Genomic DNA, 22,309 nt, shown 5'->3' on the forward strand with positions numbered 1-22,309 from the left:
CCGCCGCATGGAGGCCGGAGCAGACACCGGCCTGGGAGACCGTTTGCGATGAACTCCGATAACCTCGCGGTCGCCTTCCTCGGTATCGGCCTCATGGGATCGCGCCAGGCAAAGCGTCTGCTTGAGGCGGGCTACACGCTCGCGGCATGGAATCGCTCGCGGTCGAAAGCGGATGCGCTCGCTTCCCTGGGGGCCCGCGTCGCCGACCTTGCGGCGGAAGCCGTGCGTGGGGCAGACGTGGTCGTCCTCATGCTGGAGAACGGCGCCACCGTCTCGGACGTCCTGTTCGGTCAGGGCGTGGCGGGAGCTTTGCGTCCCGGCAGCATCGTCGTTGACATGAGCTCCATCAAGCCTTCGGAGGCGCAGGAGCACGCAAGGTTGCTGAAAGAGCGGGGCATCGCCCATCTCGACGCACCGGTCTCCGGCGGCACCGTCGGCGCCGAGCAAGGTACGCTTGCCATCATGGCGGGCGGCGATGCGGACATTTTTGCCAGGGTGGAACCTCTCCTGCGCGCGATGGGGCGGCCCGTTCATGTGGGGCCTGGCGGGGCCGGACAACTCGCCAAGCTCGCCAACCAGATCATCGTCGGCGTCACGATTGGGGCCGTGGCCGAGGCGCTGCTTCTTGCGCAGCGTGGCGGCGCGGACCCCGTCAAGGTACGGGAAGCACTGCGCGGAGGATTTGCCGAGAGCCGCGTTCTGGAATTGCACGGCCAGCGCATGGTGGAACGGGACTTTGCCACCAAAGGACGCTCGGTCACGCATCTGAAGGATCTCGACAACGCCCTCGACGCCGCGGGCATCCTTGAAATGCAGACGGCGCCATACACAGCCCTCACAGCCGACCTCTTCCGCGGGCTTCTCGATCATGCGGGCGATCTCGACCATTCCGGACTGATCGTCGAGCTTGAGCGTCGGAACGGCAGCGGGCAGATAATCAAGGACGCACAGATATGACCGACAGGAAGACGCTCCGCAGCCGAGCTTGGTTTGCCCGCCAGGACAAGATGGGTTTCTACTATCGCTCTTGGCTCAAGAACCGCGGTTTCCCGCATGATCAGTTCGATGGTCGTCCGGTTATCGGAATCTGCAATACCTGGTCTGAGCTCACGCCCTGCAACTCACATTTCAGAACCATCGCAGAACATGTGCGTTGGGGCGTGCTGGACGCAGGCGGTTTTCCGCTCGAATTCCCCGTCATGTCGCTCGGCGAGACCATGCTGCGACCGACCGCCATGCTCTACCGCAACCTCGCCTCCATGGATGTGGAGGAATCGATCCGCGCCAACCCCCTCGACGGGGTCGTGTTGCTGATGGGCTGCGACAAGACAACGCCGGCGCTGCTGATGGGCGCCGCCAGCGTGGATCTGCCCACCATCGGTGTGTCCGGGGGTCCGATGTTGCGGGGCTTCTACAAGGGAAAGCATATCGGCTCGGGGACCAACACGATCTCCATGAGCGAGCAGTTGCGCTCCGGCCAGATCACCCTGGAGGATTTCTACGAGGCGGAAGCCTCGATGCACCGCTCGCAAGGGCATTGCATGACCATGGGCACTGCTTCGACTATGGCGTGCATGGTGGAAGCGCTCGGCGTCGGCCTGCCCGGCAATGCGGCCATCCCCGCTGTCGATGCCAGGCGCAATCTGCTGGCGCGGGAAGCCGGCCGTCGCATTGTCGAAATGGTGAAGCAGGACATCGTGCTGTCGCAGATCATGACACGCCAAGCCTTCGAGAACGCGATCCGCGTCAATGGAGGGATCGGCGGCTCGACCAATGCGGTCGTCCACCTCATCGCGATGGCCCGTCGCATCGGCGTCGAACTCAGCCTCGACGACTGGGATCGTCTCGGACGCGAGGTGCCCTGCCTCGTCGATCTGATGCCATCCGGCCGTTTTCTGATGGAGGATTTCTTCGAGGCCGGGGGCTTGCCGGTGGTCATCCGGGAGCTTGCCGACAAGGGCCTCATGAACAAGGACGCCATGACTGTCAATGGCCGCACGATCTGGGAGAACAATCAGGATGTGACGTGCTGGAACGACGAAGTCATTCACCCATTCGATGCACCGGTAAAGCCCAATGGCGGTATTGCTGTGCTGAGGGGCAATCTCGCACCCAACGGCGCCATTGTGAAACCGTCCGCGGCGTCCCCGCACCTGATGCGCCATACGGGCCGCGCGGTGGTGTTTGAGTCGATCGAGGATCTGCATGCCCRCATCAACGATGATGCGCTCGATATCGACGAGACCTGCGTGATGGTGCTGAAGAATTGCGGACCGAAGGGATATCCGGGAATGGCGGAAGTCGGCAACATGCCGTTACCTCCGAAAATTCTGAAGCGCGGAATCACCGACATGATCCGTATCTCGGACGCACGGATGTCAGGAACCGCCTACGGAACCGTGGTGCTTCACGCCGCGCCCGAAGCGGCGGCTGGCGGACCCCTCGCGCTCGTCGAGAACGGCGACCTGATCACCCTCGATGTCGAGGCGCGCAGCCTGCATCTGCACGTCGTCGACGCCGAACTCGATCGCCGCAAAGCTGCCTGGCAGGCGCCAACGGGCCACGGTGATCGCGGCTATGTGAAGCTTTATGTGGATCACGTGCTCCAGGCCGATGAGGGCGCGGATTTCGACTTTCTCGTCGGCAAGAGCGGCGCCGCTGTGCCGCGTGACAACCACTGAAACACGTCCGATCCGGAGACCGCCATGCCCGCTGCATCAGAACGTCCCTACAAGGGCGTCTTCCCCGTTGCGCCAACTCCCTTTCTGGAGAACGGCGACCTCGATCTCGAAGGCCAGCGCCGCGTGCTGGATTGCATGATCGACCAGGGTGTCGACGGGATTTGCATCCTGGCCAATTATTCGGAGCAGTTCCTCCTGACGGACGACGAGCGGGACAGGTTGACGGAGATGTGCCTCGCCCATGTGGGCGATCGTGTGCCAGTGATCGTCACCACCAGTCACTTCAGCACGCGCATCGCCGCGGAGCGTTCTCGCAAGGCGGCCGAAGCAGGCGCCCGCATGCTGATGTTGATGCCGCCCTATCACGGGGCAGGCTTGCGAGCGGATGAGAAGGGGATGACGGAGCATTTCGCGGGCGTCGCCGAAGCCGCCGGCATTCCCATCATGATTCAGGACGCGCCTTTGAGCGGCGTTCCCCTCTCGCCGTCATTTCTGGTCCGCCTGGCCCAGGACATTCCTCTCGTGCGCTACTTCAAGATCGAGGTCGCCGGAGCCGCCACCAAGCTGCGGAGCCTGATCGCGATCGGCGGTGATGCCATCGAAGGTCCGTTCGACGGTGAGGAATCGATCACGCTCATGGCGGATCTCGATGCCGGGGCGACAGGAACCATGTGCAGCGCGTTGCTGCCCGATCTGATCAAGCCGGTCGTCGAGCATCACCGCGGGGGAGAGCGCAAGGAGGCAGCGGCCGCCTACGCGCGCATCTTGCCCCTGATCAACTACGAGAACCGCCAATGCGGCCTACGCGCGGCGAAAACCGTGATGATGGAGGGAGGAGTCATTCGGAGCGATGTCGTCCGTCACCCACTCGAAGCGCTCCATCCTCAAACCCGTGCCGGCCTTCTGGAATTGGTCCGCGAACTGAACCCCATCGCACTCCATTGGGGCAAATGAACAGCTCCGAGTTAGCCGACGGGTGAGCGGCAGCCCCTCGTTGTCTGCCGTCTCCCGAAAAGCAGCCTAGGGAATTTCGTGCTGCCGGGTCTGACCGAACAGTGCTTTTGCCGCTTTCCATGTCGGGGCTATGAGATATTCGACAATCGGAATGAGAACGGCGCCAAGCGCGAGGCCGATCATCCCTGACCCCGTAGCCGCAACGGTCCACTCGATGAGGCCGGCGGCCGGTGGGAGGGCGTGCGCGGCGGCTTCCGCGATGGCCTGGATCGCGTGCGCGGGAAGGGGCAATCCGTGCAACTCCAGGCCATGCACGATGATGCCCCCGCCAACCCAGATCATCGCCGCTGTGCCCACAACGGCGAGGAATTTCAGGAAGTAAGGCATTCCCACGACCAGCGCCCGCCCCAACACACGCGCGGCTTGGCCAAAAAGGGAGCTCGAGTCGTTCCGCGCCAGCGCAAGGCCGAGGTCGTCCGCCTTCACGATAAAAGCAACCCCGCCATAGACCATGACGGTGATGCCGATTCCCACCACTGCAAGGACGACAGCCTGAAACCAAAAACTTCCCGCCGGCAAGGCGGCCAGCGTGATGGCCATGATCTCGGCGGACAAAATGAAGTCCGTCTTGATGGCGCCGGACACTTTCTCGTTTTCGAGGTCGTTGGGATCCGACGCGGCGGACCTTACATGCGCTTCGTGATTGTGCGCCTTGTCTGGCGAAATGGCCTCGAAGACTTTCTCGGTGCCCTCATAGCACAAGAAAGCCCCGCCGAGCATCAACAGGGGCGTAATCGCCCAGGGAGCGAAGATGCTAAGCGCCAGCGCCGCAGGCAGCAGGAAGAGCAATTTGTTGCGCAGGGATCCGACGGCGATCTTGCCAACAATGGGCAATTCCCGCGCCGCCGCGAACCCAACCACATAGCGCGGGGTGACAGCCGCGTCGTCGATGACGACACCCGCAGCCTTTACACCCGCTTTCGCCGCCTGCCCTGCCACATCGTCGAGGGAAGCGGCCGCGACCTTGGCAAGCGCGGCGACATCGTCGAGAAGGGCGATCAGTCCGATGCTCACAGGGTGTCCTTTGGCTCAGTCGCCTTGTCGGGAGCCTGAAAGGCGGAACGCTACCTTGTTGGCTTTCAAACGGTGGGAGCAGAAACGACGCAGCCCATCAAGTGATGAGGGCTCGGGTTAGTTCCGGGGAGACCGCACCGAAAACCGCCAGCTATCGAACATCAGCCTTGACCTTCCCATAATGGGAGGGTTTATCACCCAATCCGCATCGAGATTTCAAAGGACGATCCCGTGACGGACAAATACTCAAGCTTAAACCGTCCCAGCCATACCATGGTGATCGCCGTCGATGGAATGACGTGCGCTTCCTGTGTCGGGCGGGTCGAAAAAGCCGTTTCTGCCGTTCCCGGTGTTGAAGCCGTGTCTGTCAACCTCGCCACCGAACGTGCCCATGTGAGCGTCCGCGATGTTGGGCTGGCACCTGTCCTGGCCGCGATCCGGTCGGCTGGCTACGAGCCGCGCGAGGACAGCATCGATCTGGCGGTGGAACATATGACCTGCGCGTCCTGTGTCGGTCGCGTCGAGCGTGCGATCAAGGCTGTAGGGGGCGTGACCGAAGCCTCGGTCAATTTGGCGACGGAGCGCGCGCATGTGCGATACGCCGGAGGCGCCGACACGCTCGCGTCGATCATCGAGGCGACCGAAAAGGCCGGCTACCCATCGTCGCTCCTGACGTCGGATCGTGCTCGACGCGACGAGGAGGAGGCGCGGGCGGCCGAACTCGCCCGGTTGCGGCGAATGCTCACCCTTGCCGCTGCCGCGACCGTGCCGCTGCTGGTTTTCGAGATGGGTGCGCATCTGTTCGAGGGACTGCACCACTTCCTGTCGGCCAGCGTCGGTGAGCAGAATGTGCGGCTTCTGAGCTTCGTCTTCGCCAGCATCGTACAGTTTGGTCCCGGCCGTGTCTTTTACGCCAAAGGCTGGCCCGCCTTGCTGCGTGGGGCGCCCGACATGAATTCGCTGGTGATGATCGGCACCAGCACGGCCTACGGCTACTCCCTGGTCGCCACCTTCGCACCGTCTCTTCTGCCGGCGGGGATGGATTACACCTATTACGAGGCCGGTGCCGTCATCGTTACGCTCGTCCTCCTGGGGCGATTTCTCGAGGCGCGTGCAAAAGGCAGAACCGGCGATGCGATCCGTCGTCTCATGACGCTGCAGGCCAAAACCGCGCGGGTGATCCGCGATGGGCAGGAGCGGGATGTCCCTGCCGAGGCGGTCCGCGTCGGCGATGCGGTGGTGGTGCGGCCCGGCGAACGGGTGCCGGTTGATGGCGAGGTGATCTCGGGCTCGTCGTTCGTCGACGAATCCATGATCACCGGTGAGCCAATCCCCGCTCAAAAGAGCGCCGGGTCGGCAGTCGTGGGCGGGACGGTCAACAAGACAGGATCGTTCCAATTCCGCGCCGAGAAGGTCGGGGTCGATACTGTGCTGGCGCAGATCGTTCGCACGGTCGAGGCCGCGCAGGGAGCGAAACTGCCGATCCAGGCTCTTGTTGACAAGATCACTCTGTGGTTCGTCCCGGCCGTCATGGCGGCCGCTGCCATCACCTTCGCCCTCTGGCTCGTCCTCGGGCCCGAGCCGGCCTTGAGCTTTGCCTTGGCGAACGCCGTGGCGGTGCTGATCATTGCCTGCCCCTGCGCGATGGGATTGGCGACCCCGACCTCCATCATGGTGGGGACAGGCAAAGCTGCAGAACTCGGCATCCTGTTTCGCCGGGGCGAGGCGCTTCAAGCGCTGAGGAACGCAAAAATCGTCGCACTCGACAAGAYCGGTACCTTGACCATGGGCCGACCGGAGCTGACCGACATCGAATTGGCGGCAGATTTCAGCGAAGACGACGTGCTGACGCTGGTTGCATCGGTTGAAGCGCGCTCGGAGCATCCCATCGGCGAGGCGATCGTCTCCGCGGCACGCCATCGCGGACTCACATTGGCCGAGCCTGCCTCCTTTGAGGGAATTCCCGGTTTCGGTGTCGTTGCAAGGGTTAATGGTCGTGAAGTCGCGGTCGGCGCGGACCGGCTCATGACCCAGCGCGGATATGATGTCGGTGCATTTTCACCGGTGGCGGAACGGTTTTCCGCTCAAGGAAAATCTCCCCTTTACGCTGCCGTTGACGGCCGTCTCGCGGCGATCCTCGCGGTTGCGGATCCCATCAAGGAAACGACCCCGGACGCGCTGAGGGCACTTCGCGCATTGGGGCTGCGCATCGTGATGATCACCGGCGACAATCGTCGGACAGCTGCGGCCATCGCCAGGATGCTCGATGTGGACGAGGTCATGGCAGAGGTGCTGCCGACCGACAAGGCCGCGGCCGTCCAACGTTTGCAGCAAGGCGGGGTTGCAGTTGCCTTCGTGGGTGATGGAATCAACGACGCGCCCGCGCTCGCCCAGGCGGATGTCGGCCTCGCCATCGGCACCGGAACTGACATCGCCATCGAGAGCGCCGACGTTGTGCTGATGTCGGGCGACCTCCGTAACGTGCCGAACGCCATCGGCCTCTCGCAAGCCACCATCCGCAATATCTCGCAAAACCTGTTCTGGGCTTTCGCCTACAATGCGGTCCTCATCCCGGTTGCGGCAGGTGCGCTCTATCCGTTGCTCGGGATCCTGCTGTCGCCGATGGTCGCTGGCCTCGCCATGGCATTCTCGAGCGTCAGCGTGGTGAGCAATGCTTTGCGGCTTCGGCGCTTCACTCCGCCGCTGCGAACGGGCGAGGAGCGCGCGAACGGACTTCGCGCCATTCCAGCCGAGTAATGTTGTGCAAGTCATTTCAAGTCGCCGTGCGCAAGCCATTTTATCGAGAGGCCGGAAGGATCGAACATGAACATCGGTGAAGCAGCTCGGGCGTCGGGCCTTTCGGCCAAGATGGTTCGGTATTATGAGAGCATCGGCCTGATTCGACCCGCACTCAGGACCGAGAGCGGCTATCGCGTCTACGGCGAGGACGACATCCACACCCTCCGGTTCATCCGCCGCGCACGCGGGCTCGGTTTCTCGATCGAGGAAACATCCGAATTGCTGACTCTCTGGCGCGACAAGACCCGCGCGAGCGCGGATGTCAAATCATTCGCACTCAAACACGTGCGGGAACTCGAGGCCAAGATCGAGGAACTTCAGGCGATGTGCCGCACCCTGACGCATCTGGCCGGGCATTGCCACGGTGACGAGCGACCGGAATGCCCCATCCTCGACGACATGGCGAAGCTCTCGCCTAACGGCGAGCGTGGCCCCAGCCGCGGAGCAATAAAACGCCGCGGGCCTTCACCTTCCAGCCGCGCGTAGGGAGCGCGGGCCGACTGCGGGTCTGTCGCATTCCGTTGTTTTGCCGCTTTCTGTCCCGCCCCAGCCCGCGCCAGAATGGCGAACGCGCCGCTATCCTCTACTGTTCTTCCGCTACGGCAGAGACGGCTTGACAGTCTCCCGTGACTGAACAAACATGTCATCAATAAGACAAATGTGCACGGGAGGCACTCTATGGTCGGGTTGACACGTCGACAGGTTGCGGGCGGGCTTCTGGGGGCTTCGGTTTTGCCGTCCTTTGGCGCTTACGCCCAGGCCAAGAAACTCACGCTCTACATGGGGCCGCCGGAGCCGACCTGCGTCGCGCTGACTGGGGCTTTCGAGAAGAAGACCGGCATCTCGTCCACCATGCTGCGGCTCTCGGCAGGCGAGGCGGTCAACCGGATCCGCGCAGAGAAGAACAAGCCGCAGGCGAGCGTGCTCTACGGCATTGGACTGCCGTCGATGATGACGTTGAAGGCTGACGGTCTCTTGCAGCCCTACAAGCCGGCGGGCCTCGATGACATACCGGCGAAATATGTCGATCCGGAAGGCTATTGGACCGGAATCGACGTGGACTTCATCGGCTTCGCGACCAACAAGAAGTTTCTAGAAGAGAAAGGTCTGAAGGCACCCACGAGCTGGGAAGACCTGACACGTCCCGAATATGCCGGCCAGATCTGCCTCGGCAGCCCCGCCACCTCCGGCACTGGCTACACCTTCCTCACAACGATCCTGCAGGTGATGGGTGAGGAAAAGGGCTGGGACTACCTGAAGCGTTTCAACGCCAACGTGTCGCAATACACGCGCTCTGGAATCGGTCCGACCCAACTCGTCGGACGAGGCGAGGTCGGCATCGGAATCCTCTTCGCACATGATATTCTCGGAAGCATCCACAAGGGCTTCCCGATCGAGATGACTTTGCCGCAGGAAGGAACAGGCTACGATCTGTTCTGCGCGGTCATGCTCAAGGATGCGCCGGAGCCGGAGGCCGCGAAAGCCTTTCTCGATTGGGCCGTCACACCCGAATCGCAGGAGCTCCTGGCGGCATCGGAATATTTTGACGTTCCGACGAACAAGAAGGCGAAAGTCCACGATCTCGTGAAGCCCTTCGGCAACGCCAAGCTCATCGATTTCGACTTCAAATGGGCCGGTAACTCGGAGACGCGGCAGGCCATCATCGCGCGGTTCCAGAGCGAGATCCTCGCCGGAAGGAAATAACCACCATGTCTTCGATCGCGCTTGCGAGCGTGACCGGGAACAAACACAGCCGGGATTGGACGCTGTACGTCCTCTACCCGGTTGTGGCTGTGTTTCTCTTGGTCTTCACCGCCTATCCGATGATCGACCTGTTCGCCCGCGCGTTCGTGGTCGATGGGCGCGTTTCGCTGGCAACCTTAAGCGCCATCGTGGCCGACCCATTCAACCGGAAGGTCTTCTGGAACACCCTCCTGCTCGGCGGGACGGTCGCGATCCTCGGCACCATTCTTGCCACGCTCTATGCCTATGCGATGACGCGCGTGGCCATTCCAGGCAAGTCGGTTTGGCATTTCTTTGCATTGCTACCGACCATTTCGCCGCCAATCCTGATGGCGCTCGGGCTGATCTTGCTCTATGGCCGCCGGGGGCTGATCACCAACGAGCTGCTCGGCATCCAGACAACCGGGCTCTACGGTTTCAAGGGCCTGGTGATAGCCCAGCTCATCTCTTATTTTCCTTTCGCCTATCTCCTCATGCTCAATCTCTTCCGCGGCCTCGATGCCTCTCTGGAGGAGGCGGCGGCGACCATGGGTGCGAATGGATGGCGGGTGTTGACGACGATCAGTCTGCCGCTGCTGGTGCCGGGCCTCGCCGGCTCGGCGCTCCTCATGCTCAGCTACTCCTTTGCCGATCTCGGCAACCCGCTGTTGCTCGGCGGTGATTTTCCGGTGATGTCTTCCCAGATCTATCAGACCATCATTGGCATGTACGATATCCCGCAAGGCGCGGCGCTCGCGGTGCTGCTTCTTATCCCGGCGGTCTTGATGTTCTTCGCGCATAAGGCCCTGTCGGCCCGCACGTCGTTCGCGACGGTCGGTGCGAAAGGGTCAAGCCGCCACCGCGAGATCCGCCATCGTGGCGTCCAGGCTGCCGCCCTCCTGTTCGTCGGAACGATCACGCTCGTCATCTGTCTCCAATATGCGACGGTCATCGCGGGCGCGACGACGCAATTGTTCGGGATCAACTATACGTTCACCACCAAGCACTTCGTTGCCGCCTTGACAAAATCGCGCGGGGCCCTCCTCGATACCCTCACTCTCGGCATCATCGCGTCCCTCCTGTCGGTCGTCCTTGGGCTCGTGATCGCCTGGATCGTCGCCAGAAGCCGGGTTCACGGTCGATCATTGCTGGATTTCGTCGCCAACCTGCCGCTTGCGATTCCCGGCACCGTCATCGGTCTCGCGTTCGGTCTGGCGTTCAACGGTCCGCCCCTGATGCTGACCGGGACAGCACTCATCATTATCGTGGCCTTCGCGGTGCGGACCTTGCCGTATGGCATCCGCTCCGGTGTCGCTGCCCTCGATCAGATCAACCGATCGCTCGACGAAGCCTCGACGACCATGGGTGCCACATCCGGACAGACGCTGTGGCGAATCCTACTGCCTCTCGTGCGACCCGCGTTGCTTGCCGGCATGATCTTTTCGTTCACCCGAAGCGTGACGACCTTAAGCGCGGTCATCTTCGTTGTGTCGCCTCATTGGTCCCTCGTGACGCCGACGATCCTGTCTCAGATGGATCGGGGCGATGTGGGCGAGGCGGCTGCGCTCAGCGTCATCGTCGTGCTGATGGTGCTGCTCGTCATCCACGGCGTCCCCAGGCTGCTCGGCCGCGACTGGCGCGAAGCGCGATAGGAACACATCATGGATATCGCACCAGCCAAGGCTCTCTCCATCCAGGGTCTCAACAAGTCATATCGAATCGGTCGCGGGCGCCGCCTCCCCGTGGTGACCGATTTTGATCTCGATCTGGCACCCGGCGAGTTCGTCACTCTCCTTGGGCCGTCCGGCTGCGGCAAGACGACGGTTCTTCGAACGCTCGCGGGCTTGGAGGAGTTCGAGGAAGGGGAGATCCTGCTCGATTCTCGATCGATCGCGAGATTGCCGGCCCACCATCGCCGCATCGGTCTCGTTTTTCAGAATTACGCCTTGTTTCCCCACATGAGTGTGTTCGAGAACGTGGCTTATTCGCTGCGGCTTCGCCGCGTCCCGGATGTGCAAATCCGGGAGGATGTAGCGGGCGCGCTTTCTGCCGTAGGCCTCGATGAATATGGCCCCAGATTGCCCGGGCAATTGTCCGGAGGGCAGCAGCAGCGTGTCGCAGTGGCCCGTGCGCTCGTCATGAAACCGGATCTTCTGCTGTTTGACGAACCCCTGTCGAATCTGGACGCCAAGCTGAGGGTTCAGGTACGGTCGGAACTGCGCCGGTTGCAGCGCCGGCTTGGCACGACGGCCCTCTTCGTGACGCACGATCAGGATGAAGCCATGAGCCTGTCGGATCGCATCGCCGTCATGCGCGCGGGAAAGATCGAGCAGATCGGTCCCCCTGAGGAAATCTACGCGAGGCCCGCCACCTTGTTCGTGGCGCAGTTCGTCGGAAAGGTGAATGCGCTCCCGGCCCATGTCGCCGCTTTCGAGGCCGGCATTGCCACCGTGGTTGTCCTCGGCCAGACGCTGCGTGTACCGGCAGCGCAAGAACCGGAGCAGGCGGACATGCTGGCCCTGGTGCGGCCGGAGGCCGTCATCCTGCGCCCGCCGGAGACCGGTGGGCTGCTGGGGCAGGTGGAAGAGGTGGAGTATCTGGGGGACCAGACCGAATATCGTATTCGCGTCGGACCCACGTTGGTCACTGCCGTCCGCTCGGCGCTCGGCAAAAGTTGGAAGATCAACGAAGGCGATGGCGTGGCAATCGATTTCACCGCGGACGCAATCCACATCCTGCCCCGCGAAGGTAATCTGCCCGCCTGATCTTCATCAGGAAACGACAAGGCGAACATTCCTCATGAGTGCCGTTCAACCGCAATTCGATCGTGTGATCATTCTCGTTCTCGACGCGCTCGGGCTCGGGGCGATGCCCGATGTCCATCTGGTGCGGCCGAACGATGTCGGGTCGAACACCTTGCGCCATGTCGTCGAGGCCGTCGGCGGCCTCTCGCTTCCCAATCTCGAACGCCTGGGTCTCGGGACGATTGCGCCTCAGTCGGGCCTTCGCATCGATACTCATCCCATCGCGGTCCATAGCGTCTGTTCGTTGGGCTACAAGGGCGCCGATACCTATCTCGGACACCAGGTCATCATGGGCTCACGTGTGCCCGACATGCCCGAAGAATTGTTCGAAGCGGTCCGGGACGATGTCGCAGCCGCTTTGCGTCGGCATGGTCACCATGTCGCGCCGGCAGGCGAAGGGCTCGCGGCACTGTTCGTCGACGGCCGGATGATCTGTGGCGACAATCTGGAGAGCGATCCGTACCAGACCTATCACTGCGTCGGATCGATCGAGGACCAATCCTACGACGAGATCGTCGCGGTCGGGGAAATCCTGCGTTCCGTCGCGCGGGTGCGCAGGGTGGTTGCCATGGGCGGATACGGCTTCAAGGCAGCCGACATACGCCGCTGCACGGAGCACAGACCGACGGGTCAATGCGGCGTCAACAACGTGGCTCTCGGCCTCTATACGAGCAACTACGTGGTACGGCATTTGACGAGCGGCACCAATCCGAACGTGCAGGTTCCGACGATTCTCAAGAAAGCCGGGTTCGAGGTGGAACTGATCGGGAAAGTCGCCGATGTGATCACCTGCGAGGGTGCGCATAAGGAGCCCCATGTCCTGACCCAACCTGTCCTCGACGCCACCTATGCGTCGCTGGCGCGGGTAAGGCGCGGTCTTGTGGCGATCAACATTCAGGAGACCGATCTTGCGGGGCACGACGAGAGCGCTGAGCGGTACGCTTCATGCCTGCGCCTGTCCGACCAGGGCATCGGGCGCATCATGGGCATGCTCGGCCCGCGCGATCTCCTGATCGTCACCGGCGATCACGGCAATGACCCGACTATCGGCCACGACAAGCACACGCGGGAGTTCACTCCTCTCCTGGTCTGGACTCCAAACATAAAGCCGCGCGGAATTTTCATGCGTGAGAGTCTTGCGGATATTGCCGCGACGGTGGCGGATATCTTCGACGTCGACGCGCCGGAGATCGGCACCAGCTTCCGTGATGAGATAGAATTGGTGTGATCGAATTCGACCGGGTGGCAGGTGGAGTACGCCAACCGGGTACCGTGAATGATGTCCGGATTCGCCGAAATCCGAAGGACCGATCGACGACGCAATAGGAAAACCGCTACTTATCAGGCGGAACGAACTTAACTATTTGGCGTTCTCGATGCTCACAAACTGACCATTGGAGCATCACTAAATGAAACAGGTCCTTGCCGCCGCCGTTCTTTGTTTGACCGCGGGTGCAGCACTCGCGCAGGCCGGCTCGCCTCCTGCCAACGCCAACCCCAACACTCCCGCAGTCGCGACGCCGAGCACAGACAAGCCGGCCGCTCCAGCCGCAGGTGCCAACAGCTTCACCGAGGCACAGGCAAAGTCGCGGATCGAGGCGGCAGGTTATGCGAGCGTCTCGGCGCTCGTCAAAGACAAGGACGGTGTGTGGCGCGGAAAAGCCTCCAAGTCAGGCAAGTCTCACGAGGTAAGCCTCGACTATCAGGGCAACGTTTTCGCCAAGTAATTGCCGAACCCGTACATATCAAAGGACTCCATTCCATGACCAAGACCGTCTCGGCTCTCTACGACACCTATGATGCCGCTTCCGCCGCCGTAAACGCCCTCGAGGCCGCCGGCATCACTCATTCTGATATCAGCATCGTCGCAAACAACTCGGATAACTGGCACAAGAGCCACGACGTTTCCGAGGCTGCCGATGACGCCGGCAAGGGCGCTGGGATCGGCGCTGCCGTCGGTGGCGTCGGCGGACTTCTGACCGGTCTCGGCTTGATGGCGATTCCGGGCGTTGGCCCCGTCGTCGCAGCAGGCTGGCTCGCAGCGACGGCCGTCGGCGCGGCAGCGGGCGCCGCGGTCGGTGGCGCCGCGGGTGGCATTGTCGGCGCCCTGACGGACGCAGGTGTTCCTGAGAACGATGCGCACGTCTATGCCGAAGGGGTGCGGCGCGGTGGAACGCTCGTGACTGCTAAGGTCGACGATGCGCGCGCCAGCGAAGCACAGTCCATTCTGCAGCGTCACAAGTCCGTGGACATGAGTGCGCGCGGCGAGGCCTACCGTCAGGCCGGCTGGTCCCGTTTCGACGCCAATGCGCCGGTCTATTCTCCCGACGAAGTCATCAGAGAGCGTAGCCGTTATACGAATCTCTGATCAACGTCCGGATATGGGGCCTTCGGAAACGGAGGCCCCATATTCTGTCGGGCACCAATCGATCCAGCAAAGGGTGCGTCCTTAGCGCCTAAAGCTTTGGATGCCCTGAAGTTGCGCCTCGGCCTGCATTTCATTATCCGCTTGAGCAATCCCGGGGGTAAATCTGCCCCGCTGCTTGATATGCTCGCGAATGACCCTTGATCTTATAACTCTCGGTGTGGTGTTTCTCCTCATAACGACGGTTTTGGGAGCCCTGCTGATTTTCTCCTGGTCTCTCAGCCGAGACGTGGATGCGCTCGCCTGGTGGGGCACATCCCTGTTGCTGGTTGCGATTGCAATGGGCATGGTCACAACTGGGGGAAAGCCATCCGCCCTGAACCTGCTTATCGCAAACACCTTCATGGCGTTTGCCTATAGTGTGCTCTATTCAGGTTGCCGCTCGTTCAACGGAAGAACTGTCAAGCTGCTCGCATTGATCGGCGGACCTGTTCTCTGGTGCCTTGTATTCCCGTTGATCTCCGGAAATTCTGGCGCACGCCTGGCGGTCATGTCGGCAATCGCGGCCCTCTATTCCGGTTTGTCGGCATGGGAGCTTTGGCGTCATGCCCGTCAAAAATTGACGTCCCAGGTTCTTCTGATTGGGCTCCTGTGCGCTCTCGCCGTGTTCAATGGCTTCCGCGGGACGTTGGGATTCTCCCTCACCCATGTCTTCTGGATCGATGCGTTCGCGACTCGGTGGTCATCCCACATGGCGCTCACCCTCGTGGCGCTGATCCCCGCAATAGCCTTCGTCTTTCTGTCGCTCGCCAAGGAGCAGAGTGAATTCGAAAACAAGCAAGCGGCATTGGTCGATCCACTGACGGGAATTCCAAACCGTCGGGCCTTCTTCCGGGATGCGGCCACGATCATTTCCCGAGCCGGCAACGGACCGGTCAGCTGCATGGTATTCGACCTCGACGGCTTCAAGAACCTCAATGACAATTTCGGTCATGACATCGGCGACACTGTCCTGGTCGTTTTTGGCCGCCTCTTGGCCGACCATCTCCCCGAAGGGGCATTCGGCAGAATGGGCGGCGAGGAATTTGCCGCCATCACGCCCTTGTCCGAGGAAGCTGCTCAGGCTTTAGCCGATTCGATCAGGCGATCCTTCGCTTCCACGGGGATTATCGCACGAGGCTTACCCGTCGGCGCCACAGTGAGCGTCGGCTGCGCCACGGCGCGCAACGCAACGGCTCAGCAACTCATTCAACAGGCGGACCTCGCCCTCTATCGCGCAAAGGCCAGCGGCCGCAACCGTGTGATTTCATTCAGGGCAGCCAGAACCGACCAGAGCTCCCCAATCGGCGATTAGGCCGACGACAACCGTGAATCATTCCGCCTCACCGTCAGGCTGCGACGGAGGCAGCGCCTTTGAGCTCCAGCATTTCGCGGACCTCACTCGGCGTCGCGACGCGGTGCCCGAGTTCTTCGACGAGGTTGCGGATCTTGCGGACCTGCTCTGCATTGCTGGCCGCCAGTTTTCCGCGCTCGATCATGAGGTTGTCCTCGAGTCCGACGCGGACATTGCCGCCGAGGATCACGCCCATCGTTCCCAACGGGAACTGATGGCGGCCCGCAGCGAGCACAGAGAAGTGATAGTCCGTGCCAAGCAGTCGATCCGCCGTCGCCTTCATGTGCATGAGCTGCTCCGGCGCCGGGTCAATGCCGCCAAGAACTCCAAGGACGAATTGAAGGAAGACAGGACTCTTCAGCAATCCGCGCTTCCGATAGAACGCCACCGTCTGGATGTGCCCGACATCGTAGCATTCGAGTTCGAAGCGGACGCCCTGTTGGCCACCCAGCTCGGCCAGGATCGACTCGATATCGCCAAACGTATTTTGAAAGACGATGTTGCGCGTCGCTTCCAGGAATTTCGGCTCCCAATCGTGCCGCCATTCGGTTTGGCGCTCGGCCATGGGGAACAGCCCGAAATTAAGCGAGCCCATGTTGAGTGAGCACATCTCGGGCTTGAGGAGGCGGGCGGCCGCAAGCCGCTCGTCGAGCGTCATGCGGGAGCTTCCGCCGGTCGAGATGTTCAGAACCGCGTCCGTCTCTTTGGCGATCGCCGAGAGAATCTGGCGGAAGAGTTCCGGGTCAGACGAGGGGATGCCGGTCTGCGGATCCCGCGCGTGAAGGTGGATGATGGCCGCCCCGGCCTTGGCGGCGTCGATGGCCTGCCGGGCAATCTCCTGCGGTGTGACCGGCAGGTGAGGGCTCATCGTAGGAGTGTGAATGGAGCCGGTAATGGCGCAGGTGATGATGACGGGCTTGCTCATGCGGCGGCTCCGAAGTCGAGACCTGATTCCTTCGCGAAGACGTCGAGGCTCTCGGTGAGAATCTCCATGATCTCGTCGATCTGCTCATCGGTGGTGATGAGGGGAGGGCAGACGAGGAAATGATCCCCGATGCGGCCTCCGCGTGTGCGTCGCGAATAAATGATGAGACCCCGGTCATACGCGATATCGACCAGACGGTTATGAGCGTTGAGGTCAACCGGAAGAGGCGCCATCGTATCGCGATCGGCGACAAGCTCGAATGCCAGCAAGAGTCCCTTACCGCGCACGTCGCCGATGAAACTGTAGCGTTGCATCAATCTCTCAAGCCTTGCCTTGAGTTTGGCTCCCTGCTCCCTCGCGGCTTCGATAAGACCGAGCCGGTCGATTTCGCCGAGCACTGCGAGCCCGGCAGCACATGCCAGGGGATTCCCCGCATAGGTGAAGCCGTGAACGAAGCCGCCGTTGTCGATCACCGCGTCGGCGATGCGCCGGTCTGCCACCATGGCGCCGAGCGGCACATAGCCTGCGCCAAACCCCTTGGAGAAAGCGATTAGATCCGGTCGCAGATTCCAATGTTCAGTGGCGAGATACTTGCCCGTGCGTCCGGCGCCACTCATGACCTCGTCGGATATCAGCAGGATGCCGAACTCGTCGCAGATCCGCCGGATCTCCGCATAGTAGCTGTCGGGCGCCACCAGCGCGCCCGTCGAGGCGCCGCCGACAGGTTCCATGATGAAGGCGAGAACGGTCTCGGGTCCCTGCCGGAGAATCTCGTCGCGCAGATAGCGCGCATATTTGAGGCCACGCTCGCTATCGCTCAGCGTATCGCGGTCGAGATAGCAGGTCGGGGCGGGAATCTTCGGCATTTCCCGCATCATGGGCGAGAACGGCGCACTCATGAGGGACATGCCGGTGACGCTGAGCGCTCCAAGACTCGACCCGTGATAGGAGGGGAAGCGAGAGATCACTTTCCAGCGCGACGCCTGACCGACCGCGATGGCATATTGCCGTGCCAGCTTCAGGCAACTCTCAACGGCCTCCGATCCGCCCGAGACGAAAAAGACGCGATCGAGCCCGTCCGGCATCCGGTCCGAAATCCGGCGCGCAAATTCTTCGGCGGGTTCGTTTTCGAAATGCAGGCGATAGCCGAAGGTGGATTTCTCCATCTGCCGACGCATGGCTTCGAGGACGACCGGGTTGGAGTGGCCGATATTGGACACCATCGCGCCGCTTGATCCGTCGAGATAGCGCTTTCCCGTCACGTCCCACATGTAGACGCCCTCGGCTCGGTCGAGGAGAGGGCGGCGCAGCCGTGTCTGGTAGAACAGATTGGACATCTCGATCGATCCTAGATTCCGGGTCTTGGGTCTGTCAGGCTGATCTTAGAAGCAAGTCGTAGACGATCAAATGGTTAAACTACGTATTGCGCTCTGTCGTTCTTATAGTAATTCTTAAATTTGCGCTGATTTATTTATACAATTCATCCTGGTGCAGCTATTTTTTATTCAAAACATTGACCAATATGTAATATACGGAGAAGCGCGGGCGCGCCAACCCGGGCCTCGTTCGCCGATTAACAAACATGGCTCGACATGAATGAGCAAATAAATAGGATGAACGCTTGGCATTCAAAAAAAGAATGGTCGGGCACAATGAGGGGACGGGCGCACCGATTCGTATGGGACATGGACTGGAACCTGTTGAGGACCTTCATGGTCATCGTGCAGGAGAAAGGCATCACGTCGGCGGGCGAGAAACTGAGGCTGAAACAGCCGACCATCAGCAACGCGCTCCGGCGCCTCGAGGGGCATTTCGATTGCCGGCTTATCGAGCGTCGTCCCGGAATTTTCGAGATCACACCCGCCGGACAGCGGCTCTACGCGGAATGCGTCGCTCTCTTCGATGCTGTATCGGGCCTGCATACCCTCGTCCATGATCAACCGGATGAGGTCACCGGTCGGATCGAGATGGCATTCGCAAGCCACGTGGTATGTCCGCTGCTCGATGACATTCTGGCGGAGTTCCACCGCGATCATCCGCGCGTGACGTTCGGAACGTCCGTGTTGTCGAGTCAGGAGGTGATCACTTCGGTGGCCCGAAAAGACGCCGCCCTCGGGGTCTGCCTGATGCATGAGCGCCACCCGAAACTCGAATTCCAACCGCTCTATCGCGAAAGTTTCGGCTATTTCTGCGGACGTCAGCACCGCTTGTTCGGCAAGAAGAGGCTGAACGTCTGGGACTTGCGCACCGAGGCCTATGTGTCGTTCAAGACGGACCAGATGGCCGATGCCCTGTGGCCCATCGCGATGCTGCGGCAGCAGGAGGAATTTTCGGGCCCGATCATCGGCACGTCTTCGCATCTCGAGGAGGTGAAGCGTCTGATCATCGCCGGATTCGGCTTTGGTCCCCTGCCGATCCACGTGGTCGAGGATGACGTCCGCAAGGGCCTTCTCTGGCGGCTTCCGCCTTACGAGAAGCCGCCCGAGATCAACGTCTATCTCACCTTCGATCCCATAGCCCGGCGAACGCGCGCCGAGGCGCTCCTGCTGGAGCGACTGCTGGCGAAAATCGAGCAGACGCCGCTGGATCAGCGAACTTACCCCAGTAAGGCCGCGTAGGCCACCGTCGTGGAGAGGTAGGCCCCTCATTTAGAAAGCACAGACTTATGGATGCTCCCTTGATCCTGGTGCGTGAGACCGTTCGCGACGAATGGATCGATTTTAACGGGCACATGACGAACGCGGCCTATGTGGCGGCGTTCGACATTGCCTCGGTGGCGCTTCTGCACCGCGTGGGAATCGACCCGGAATATCGCGCGCGGGCACGATGCTCCACCTTTGCGCTCGAATTGCACACGGTCTTTCATCGAGAACTTGCCGCGGGATCACCTTTCCTGATCGAGACACGTGCCCTCGCATTCGACGCGAAGCGCGTTCACATCTTCCATCAGATCAAACATGAGAAGGAAAACTTCCTCGCGGCGAGCTTTGAGGTGGTGACGATCCATGTCGATCTCGACAAGCGGCGCTCGAGCCCGTTTCCGACGGAAGTCCTCGAGCGATTGAAGACTGAGCGGAGCGCGTCGGACAGGCTTGCATGGCCGGAATTTGCGAGCCGTAAGGTCGGGTTGAGGTGATCGGGCACCCGCGCAGACCAGGGCTTTGTAACAAGATTGCCGGTACTTTGCGCGAAGAACGAAATGGGAGCATCATGTGCGTTCCTCTCGCATCGACAGCGCATTCATCAAACTTATCAAACTTATTCCGAATATCTATTTGCGAAATGATGCCCGGGTCCCTCTTCTAAGGCGCTGTATAAATGGTCACGTCCGGCCGGTGTCCCGAAGGCCGGCAAACCACCGAAAACGTGGGAATCGGGGCTGGAGGTAGCGATGTTTAATTTTTCGTCACGTTGTTTCGGTGCGGGCCTGACGGTCGCGCTGCTGCTCACATCGGCCGTAGCGCAGGCCGACTCCCTGGCCGACGTCAAGAAGAGCGGCGAATTGAGCGCGGCCATGAGCGGAGCCTATCCACCTTTCAACTTCATCGATTCGACCACCAACAAAGTCGTCGGCTTCGACGCGTCGATCGCGGAAGCGATTGCGGAACGTCTCGGCGTGAAAGCGAAAATCGTGACGACTGCCTGGGACGGTATTATCGCGGGCCTTCTCGCGAGCAAGTACGATTCCATCGTCGGCAGCATGACGATCACGCCGGAGCGCGAAAAAGCGGTCGATTTCGTGGGCCCGTATTACCACGCTGGTCGCGGCGTGTTTGTCGCGGATGGTTCCGCCATCAAGAGCCTGGGCGACATCAAGGGTAAGACGGTCGGTGTGACGCTCGGTGAGACTCATGAAAAGTGGGCCCGGCAGCAGGAAGGCTGGACCATCAAGACCTATAAAGGCCTGCCCGAGCTTCTCCTCGAACTGAAGACGGGACGTGTCGATGCCATCATCGCCGACAACGTCGCAGTCTTGGTCGCGGCCAAGAACAGCGGCGACAAGGTCGCGCAACTGGCAACGCCCGGCATCGAAGGCGGAAGCGTCGGCATCGGCATTGCCATTCGGAAAGACAATCCCGAGCTGAAAGCCGCCATGCAGAAGGCTCTGGACGATATCATGAAAGATGGGACATACGAGAAGATCTCCCAGAAATGGATCGGTCGCGATATTCGTTGACCGATTACGAATCGCGTCGGACCTCGGGGCCCCTCGCCCCGGGGTCTTCGTTCAATTCTAGCCTCGCATCCAGGAGCGGCTCATGGATTTCGGTCTGATCGCCCGCGTCGTTCCATTCTTTCTGGAGGCTGCGGTCGTCACGATCGAACTGTCGCTGCTGTCGCTTGCACTCGGCCTTCTGGTGGCAGCGCTCATCGCAGGCGCACGTTTATCCGGTTCGCGATTCTTGCGGATGTTCGGTGCATTCTACGTCAGTGTCATAAGGGGCACGCCCTGTCTGATCCAGCTCTTCCTCCTGTATTTCGGCGGGCCGCAGATCGGCATCCACCTGAGCCCCTTCGCGGCGGGTGCGATCGGGCTGGGGTTCAACATCGGCGCCTACATGTCCGAAGCGATGAGGGGCGCGATTCTGGCCGTCGATCGCGGACAGGCGGAGGCATCGCGGGTTCTTGGATTCAGTCACTACCAGACGATGCGCATCGTTGTGCTGCCGCAAGCCGCGAAGCTCATGATCAGGCCGCTTGGCGTGAACGCCGTGGCGCTCGTGAAGGGTACGGCGCTCGTCTCCACCATATCAATGGTCGAGTTGACCTACACGGCGCAACGCCTCATCGGATCGACTTACAAGCCCTTCGAAATTTTTGCCGTCGCGGCGCTCTTCTATATGGCAATCATCCTCGCCTTGTCGAAGTTCGTGGACCTCCTCGACCGCCGCTACGCAGCGGCGTGACGGAGACATAGCCATGCAGGGTTTGGATTTCAGCGTCGTTTGGCCATATCTCGGTATCATCTGGACCGGGGTGGTGTGGACGGCAATCATCACCGTCTGCGCGTCGGCCGTGAGCGTGATCGGCGGGATCGCGCTTGCGGTGGCGGTACTGTATGGCCCGCGGCTGGTCACGTATCCGGTTCGCCTTTTCAGCTGGGTGTTCATGGGGACGCCCCTGCTCTTGCAGCTGTATCTCATCTATTTCGGACTGGTGCAGATCGGCATCGACATCCCCGCTCTGGTGGCGGGTATCATCGGACTGGGCTTGCACTTCGCCGTCTATAACGCCGACATTCTCCGGGCGGGTATTCTCGCGGTCGATGTCGGGCAGACGGAGGGCGCGCGAACGATCGGCTTCTCGCGCTGGCAGACGCTCAGGTTTGTGGTCGTTCCCCAGGCCATTCTCAACACGGCACCGCCGATCGGCAACAATCTGATCGCGCTTCTCAAGGAATCGGCGATCGTCTCTGTCATCGGCGTGGCGGAGCTCGTGCATTCGTCGCAATTGGCCATCAGCGAGACGTACCGTCCGTTCGAGTTCTATGTTGTTGCAGCGGCACTGTATTACGTCCTCAATCTGGCGCTTGAAGGCATCCTCAAGTTCGTCGAAACAAGAGTGGAGGCCACCCGATGAACGCGGTGGAGA

Annotated in this window: 20 protein-coding genes; 17 read left to right on the forward strand and 3 right to left on the reverse strand. The window is 61.3% G+C overall.

Annotated elements, in window-relative coordinates:
• Positions 1-48: 48 nt before the first annotated feature.
• From AC1DVM_RS05840 to AC1DVM_RS05850, 3 genes are read left to right on the forward strand one after another with little or no spacing between them, the layout of a single operon-like run.
• On the forward strand, positions 49-957 hold the full coding sequence (locus AC1DVM_RS05840) for an NAD(P)-dependent oxidoreductase (protein ID WP_477252807.1): 909 nt from the start codon (positions 49-51) through the stop codon (positions 955-957).
• Positions 954-2,681, forward strand: a complete 1,728-nt coding sequence (locus tag AC1DVM_RS05845; protein ID WP_477252809.1) for an IlvD/Edd family dehydratase — start codon at positions 954-956, stop codon at positions 2,679-2,681. Before AC1DVM_RS05840 ends, AC1DVM_RS05845 begins: the two co-directional genes overlap by 4 nt.
• 24 nt (positions 2,682-2,705) lie before the next feature.
• Positions 2,706-3,635, forward strand: coding sequence for a dihydrodipicolinate synthase family protein (locus AC1DVM_RS05850; protein ID WP_477252810.1), 930 nt, complete (start codon positions 2,706-2,708; stop codon positions 3,633-3,635).
• A gap of 66 nt (positions 3,636-3,701) precedes the next feature.
• Here the strand turns inward: AC1DVM_RS05850 and AC1DVM_RS05855 are convergent, their stop codons facing one another.
• Positions 3,702-4,709 (reverse strand): DUF808 domain-containing protein, encoded by a 1,008-nt coding sequence (locus AC1DVM_RS05855; RefSeq protein WP_477252812.1) that lies wholly within the window; start codon positions 4,707-4,709, stop codon positions 3,702-3,704.
• A 273-nt stretch (positions 4,710-4,982) separates the two neighbouring features.
• On the opposite strand from AC1DVM_RS05855, the gene AC1DVM_RS05860 reads away from it, so the two are divergent.
• The 9 genes from AC1DVM_RS05860 to AC1DVM_RS05900 all read left to right on the forward strand — a co-directional run bounded on the left by AC1DVM_RS05860 (position 4,983) and on the right by AC1DVM_RS05900 (position 15,753).
• A complete protein-coding gene (locus AC1DVM_RS05860; protein WP_477252850.1) occupies positions 4,983-7,466 on the forward strand; it encodes a heavy metal translocating P-type ATPase in 2,484 nt (827 codons plus the stop codon).
• Between the two features lie 66 nt (positions 7,467-7,532).
• Positions 7,533-7,994, forward strand: coding sequence for a Cu(I)-responsive transcriptional regulator (cueR, locus tag AC1DVM_RS05865; protein ID WP_477252814.1), 462 nt, complete (start codon positions 7,533-7,535; stop codon positions 7,992-7,994).
• A gap of 192 nt (positions 7,995-8,186) precedes the next feature.
• The gene (locus tag AC1DVM_RS05870) at positions 8,187-9,212 is read left to right on the forward strand and encodes an ABC transporter substrate-binding protein (RefSeq protein WP_477252815.1); all 1,026 of its coding nucleotides are present in this window, start codon (positions 8,187-8,189) and stop codon (positions 9,210-9,212) included.
• A 5-nt stretch (positions 9,213-9,217) separates the two neighbouring features.
• Entirely contained in the window at positions 9,218-10,882 is a 1,665-nt protein-coding gene (locus AC1DVM_RS05875) for an ABC transporter permease (RefSeq protein ID WP_477252817.1), read from the forward strand.
• Positions 10,883-10,891: 9 nt separating this feature from the next.
• A complete protein-coding gene (locus AC1DVM_RS05880; RefSeq protein WP_477252819.1) occupies positions 10,892-11,995 on the forward strand; it encodes an ABC transporter ATP-binding protein in 1,104 nt (367 codons plus the stop codon).
• Positions 11,996-12,029: 34 nt separating this feature from the next.
• The gene (locus AC1DVM_RS05885) at positions 12,030-13,262 is read left to right on the forward strand and encodes a phosphopentomutase (RefSeq protein ID WP_477252821.1); all 1,233 of its coding nucleotides are present in this window, start codon (positions 12,030-12,032) and stop codon (positions 13,260-13,262) included.
• A gap of 181 nt (positions 13,263-13,443) precedes the next feature.
• Positions 13,444-13,761: a PepSY domain-containing protein gene (locus tag AC1DVM_RS05890; protein ID WP_477252823.1), complete on the forward strand. Its 318-nt coding sequence runs from the start codon at positions 13,444-13,446 to the stop codon at positions 13,759-13,761.
• Positions 13,762-13,796: 35 nt separating this feature from the next.
• Positions 13,797-14,402, forward strand: a complete 606-nt coding sequence (locus AC1DVM_RS05895; protein ID WP_477252824.1) for a general stress protein — start codon at positions 13,797-13,799, stop codon at positions 14,400-14,402.
• Between the two features lie 190 nt (positions 14,403-14,592).
• The gene (locus AC1DVM_RS05900; protein ID WP_477252825.1) at positions 14,593-15,753 is read left to right on the forward strand and encodes a GGDEF domain-containing protein; all 1,161 of its coding nucleotides are present in this window, start codon (positions 14,593-14,595) and stop codon (positions 15,751-15,753) included.
• A gap of 34 nt (positions 15,754-15,787) precedes the next feature.
• Here the strand turns inward: AC1DVM_RS05900 and kce are convergent, their stop codons facing one another.
• Positions 15,788-16,717: a 3,5-dioxohexanoate:acetyl-CoA acetone transferase gene (gene kce / locus AC1DVM_RS05905; RefSeq protein ID WP_477252826.1), complete on the reverse strand. Its 930-nt coding sequence runs from the start codon at positions 16,715-16,717 to the stop codon at positions 15,788-15,790.
• Positions 16,714-18,054 carry an aminotransferase family protein gene (locus AC1DVM_RS05910; RefSeq protein WP_477252827.1) on the reverse strand — a complete coding sequence of 447 codons (1,341 nt, stop codon included), beginning with the start codon at positions 18,052-18,054 and terminating at the stop codon, positions 16,714-16,716. The genes kce and AC1DVM_RS05910 overlap by 4 nt, the downstream gene beginning before the upstream one ends.
• Before the next feature lie 348 nt (positions 18,055-18,402).
• Here AC1DVM_RS05910 and AC1DVM_RS05915 point away from each other — a divergent pair, with 348 nt between their 5' ends.
• The 5 genes from AC1DVM_RS05915 to AC1DVM_RS05935 all read left to right on the forward strand — a co-directional run bounded on the left by AC1DVM_RS05915 (position 18,403) and on the right by AC1DVM_RS05935 (position 22,297).
• Entirely contained in the window at positions 18,403-19,335 is a 933-nt protein-coding gene (locus AC1DVM_RS05915; protein ID WP_477252828.1) for a LysR family transcriptional regulator, read from the forward strand.
• Between the two features lie 68 nt (positions 19,336-19,403).
• Complete coding sequence (locus AC1DVM_RS05920) at positions 19,404-19,853, forward strand: thioesterase family protein (RefSeq protein ID WP_477252851.1); 450 nt, start codon at positions 19,404-19,406, stop codon at positions 19,851-19,853.
• A 255-nt stretch (positions 19,854-20,108) separates the two neighbouring features.
• Complete coding sequence (locus tag AC1DVM_RS05925) at positions 20,109-20,894, forward strand: ABC transporter substrate-binding protein (protein ID WP_477252830.1); 786 nt, start codon at positions 20,109-20,111, stop codon at positions 20,892-20,894.
• An 82-nt stretch (positions 20,895-20,976) separates the two neighbouring features.
• Positions 20,977-21,624 (forward strand): amino acid ABC transporter permease, encoded by a 648-nt coding sequence (locus AC1DVM_RS05930; protein WP_477252832.1) that lies wholly within the window; start codon positions 20,977-20,979, stop codon positions 21,622-21,624.
• Between the two features lie 13 nt (positions 21,625-21,637).
• A complete protein-coding gene (locus AC1DVM_RS05935; RefSeq protein WP_477252835.1) occupies positions 21,638-22,297 on the forward strand; it encodes an amino acid ABC transporter permease in 660 nt (219 codons plus the stop codon).
• Positions 22,298-22,309 lie beyond the last annotated feature (12 nt).

This window comes from Microvirga sp. P4_A5 (assembly GCF_056402495.1).

Coding starts and splice junctions, on each gene's coding strand:
- AC1DVM_RS05840 (WP_477252807.1), top strand. CDS start 49: ATGAACTCCGATAACCTCGCGGTCGCCTTCCTCGGTATCGGCCTCATG.
- AC1DVM_RS05850 (WP_477252810.1), top strand. CDS start 2,706: ATGCCCGCTGCATCAGAACGTCCCTACAAGGGCGTCTTCCCCGTTGCG.
- cueR (WP_477252814.1), top strand. CDS start 7,533: ATGAACATCGGTGAAGCAGCTCGGGCGTCGGGCCTTTCGGCCAAGATG.
- AC1DVM_RS05870 (WP_477252815.1), top strand. CDS start 8,187: ATGGTCGGGTTGACACGTCGACAGGTTGCGGGCGGGCTTCTGGGGGCT.
- AC1DVM_RS05875 (WP_477252817.1), top strand. CDS start 9,218: ATGTCTTCGATCGCGCTTGCGAGCGTGACCGGGAACAAACACAGCCGG.
- AC1DVM_RS05880 (WP_477252819.1), top strand. CDS start 10,892: ATGGATATCGCACCAGCCAAGGCTCTCTCCATCCAGGGTCTCAACAAG.
- AC1DVM_RS05885 (WP_477252821.1), top strand. CDS start 12,030: ATGAGTGCCGTTCAACCGCAATTCGATCGTGTGATCATTCTCGTTCTC.
- AC1DVM_RS05890 (WP_477252823.1), top strand. CDS start 13,444: ATGAAACAGGTCCTTGCCGCCGCCGTTCTTTGTTTGACCGCGGGTGCA.
- AC1DVM_RS05895 (WP_477252824.1), top strand. CDS start 13,797: ATGACCAAGACCGTCTCGGCTCTCTACGACACCTATGATGCCGCTTCC.
- AC1DVM_RS05900 (WP_477252825.1), top strand. CDS start 14,593: ATGACCCTTGATCTTATAACTCTCGGTGTGGTGTTTCTCCTCATAACG.
- kce (WP_477252826.1), bottom strand. CDS start 16,717: ATGAGCAAGCCCGTCATCATCACCTGCGCCATTACCGGCTCCATTCAC.
- AC1DVM_RS05910 (WP_477252827.1), bottom strand. CDS start 18,054: ATGTCCAATCTGTTCTACCAGACACGGCTGCGCCGCCCTCTCCTCGAC.
- AC1DVM_RS05915 (WP_477252828.1), top strand. CDS start 18,403: ATGGACTGGAACCTGTTGAGGACCTTCATGGTCATCGTGCAGGAGAAA.
- AC1DVM_RS05925 (WP_477252830.1), top strand. CDS start 20,109: ATGTTTAATTTTTCGTCACGTTGTTTCGGTGCGGGCCTGACGGTCGCG.
- AC1DVM_RS05930 (WP_477252832.1), top strand. CDS start 20,977: ATGGATTTCGGTCTGATCGCCCGCGTCGTTCCATTCTTTCTGGAGGCT.
- AC1DVM_RS05935 (WP_477252835.1), top strand. CDS start 21,638: ATGCAGGGTTTGGATTTCAGCGTCGTTTGGCCATATCTCGGTATCATC.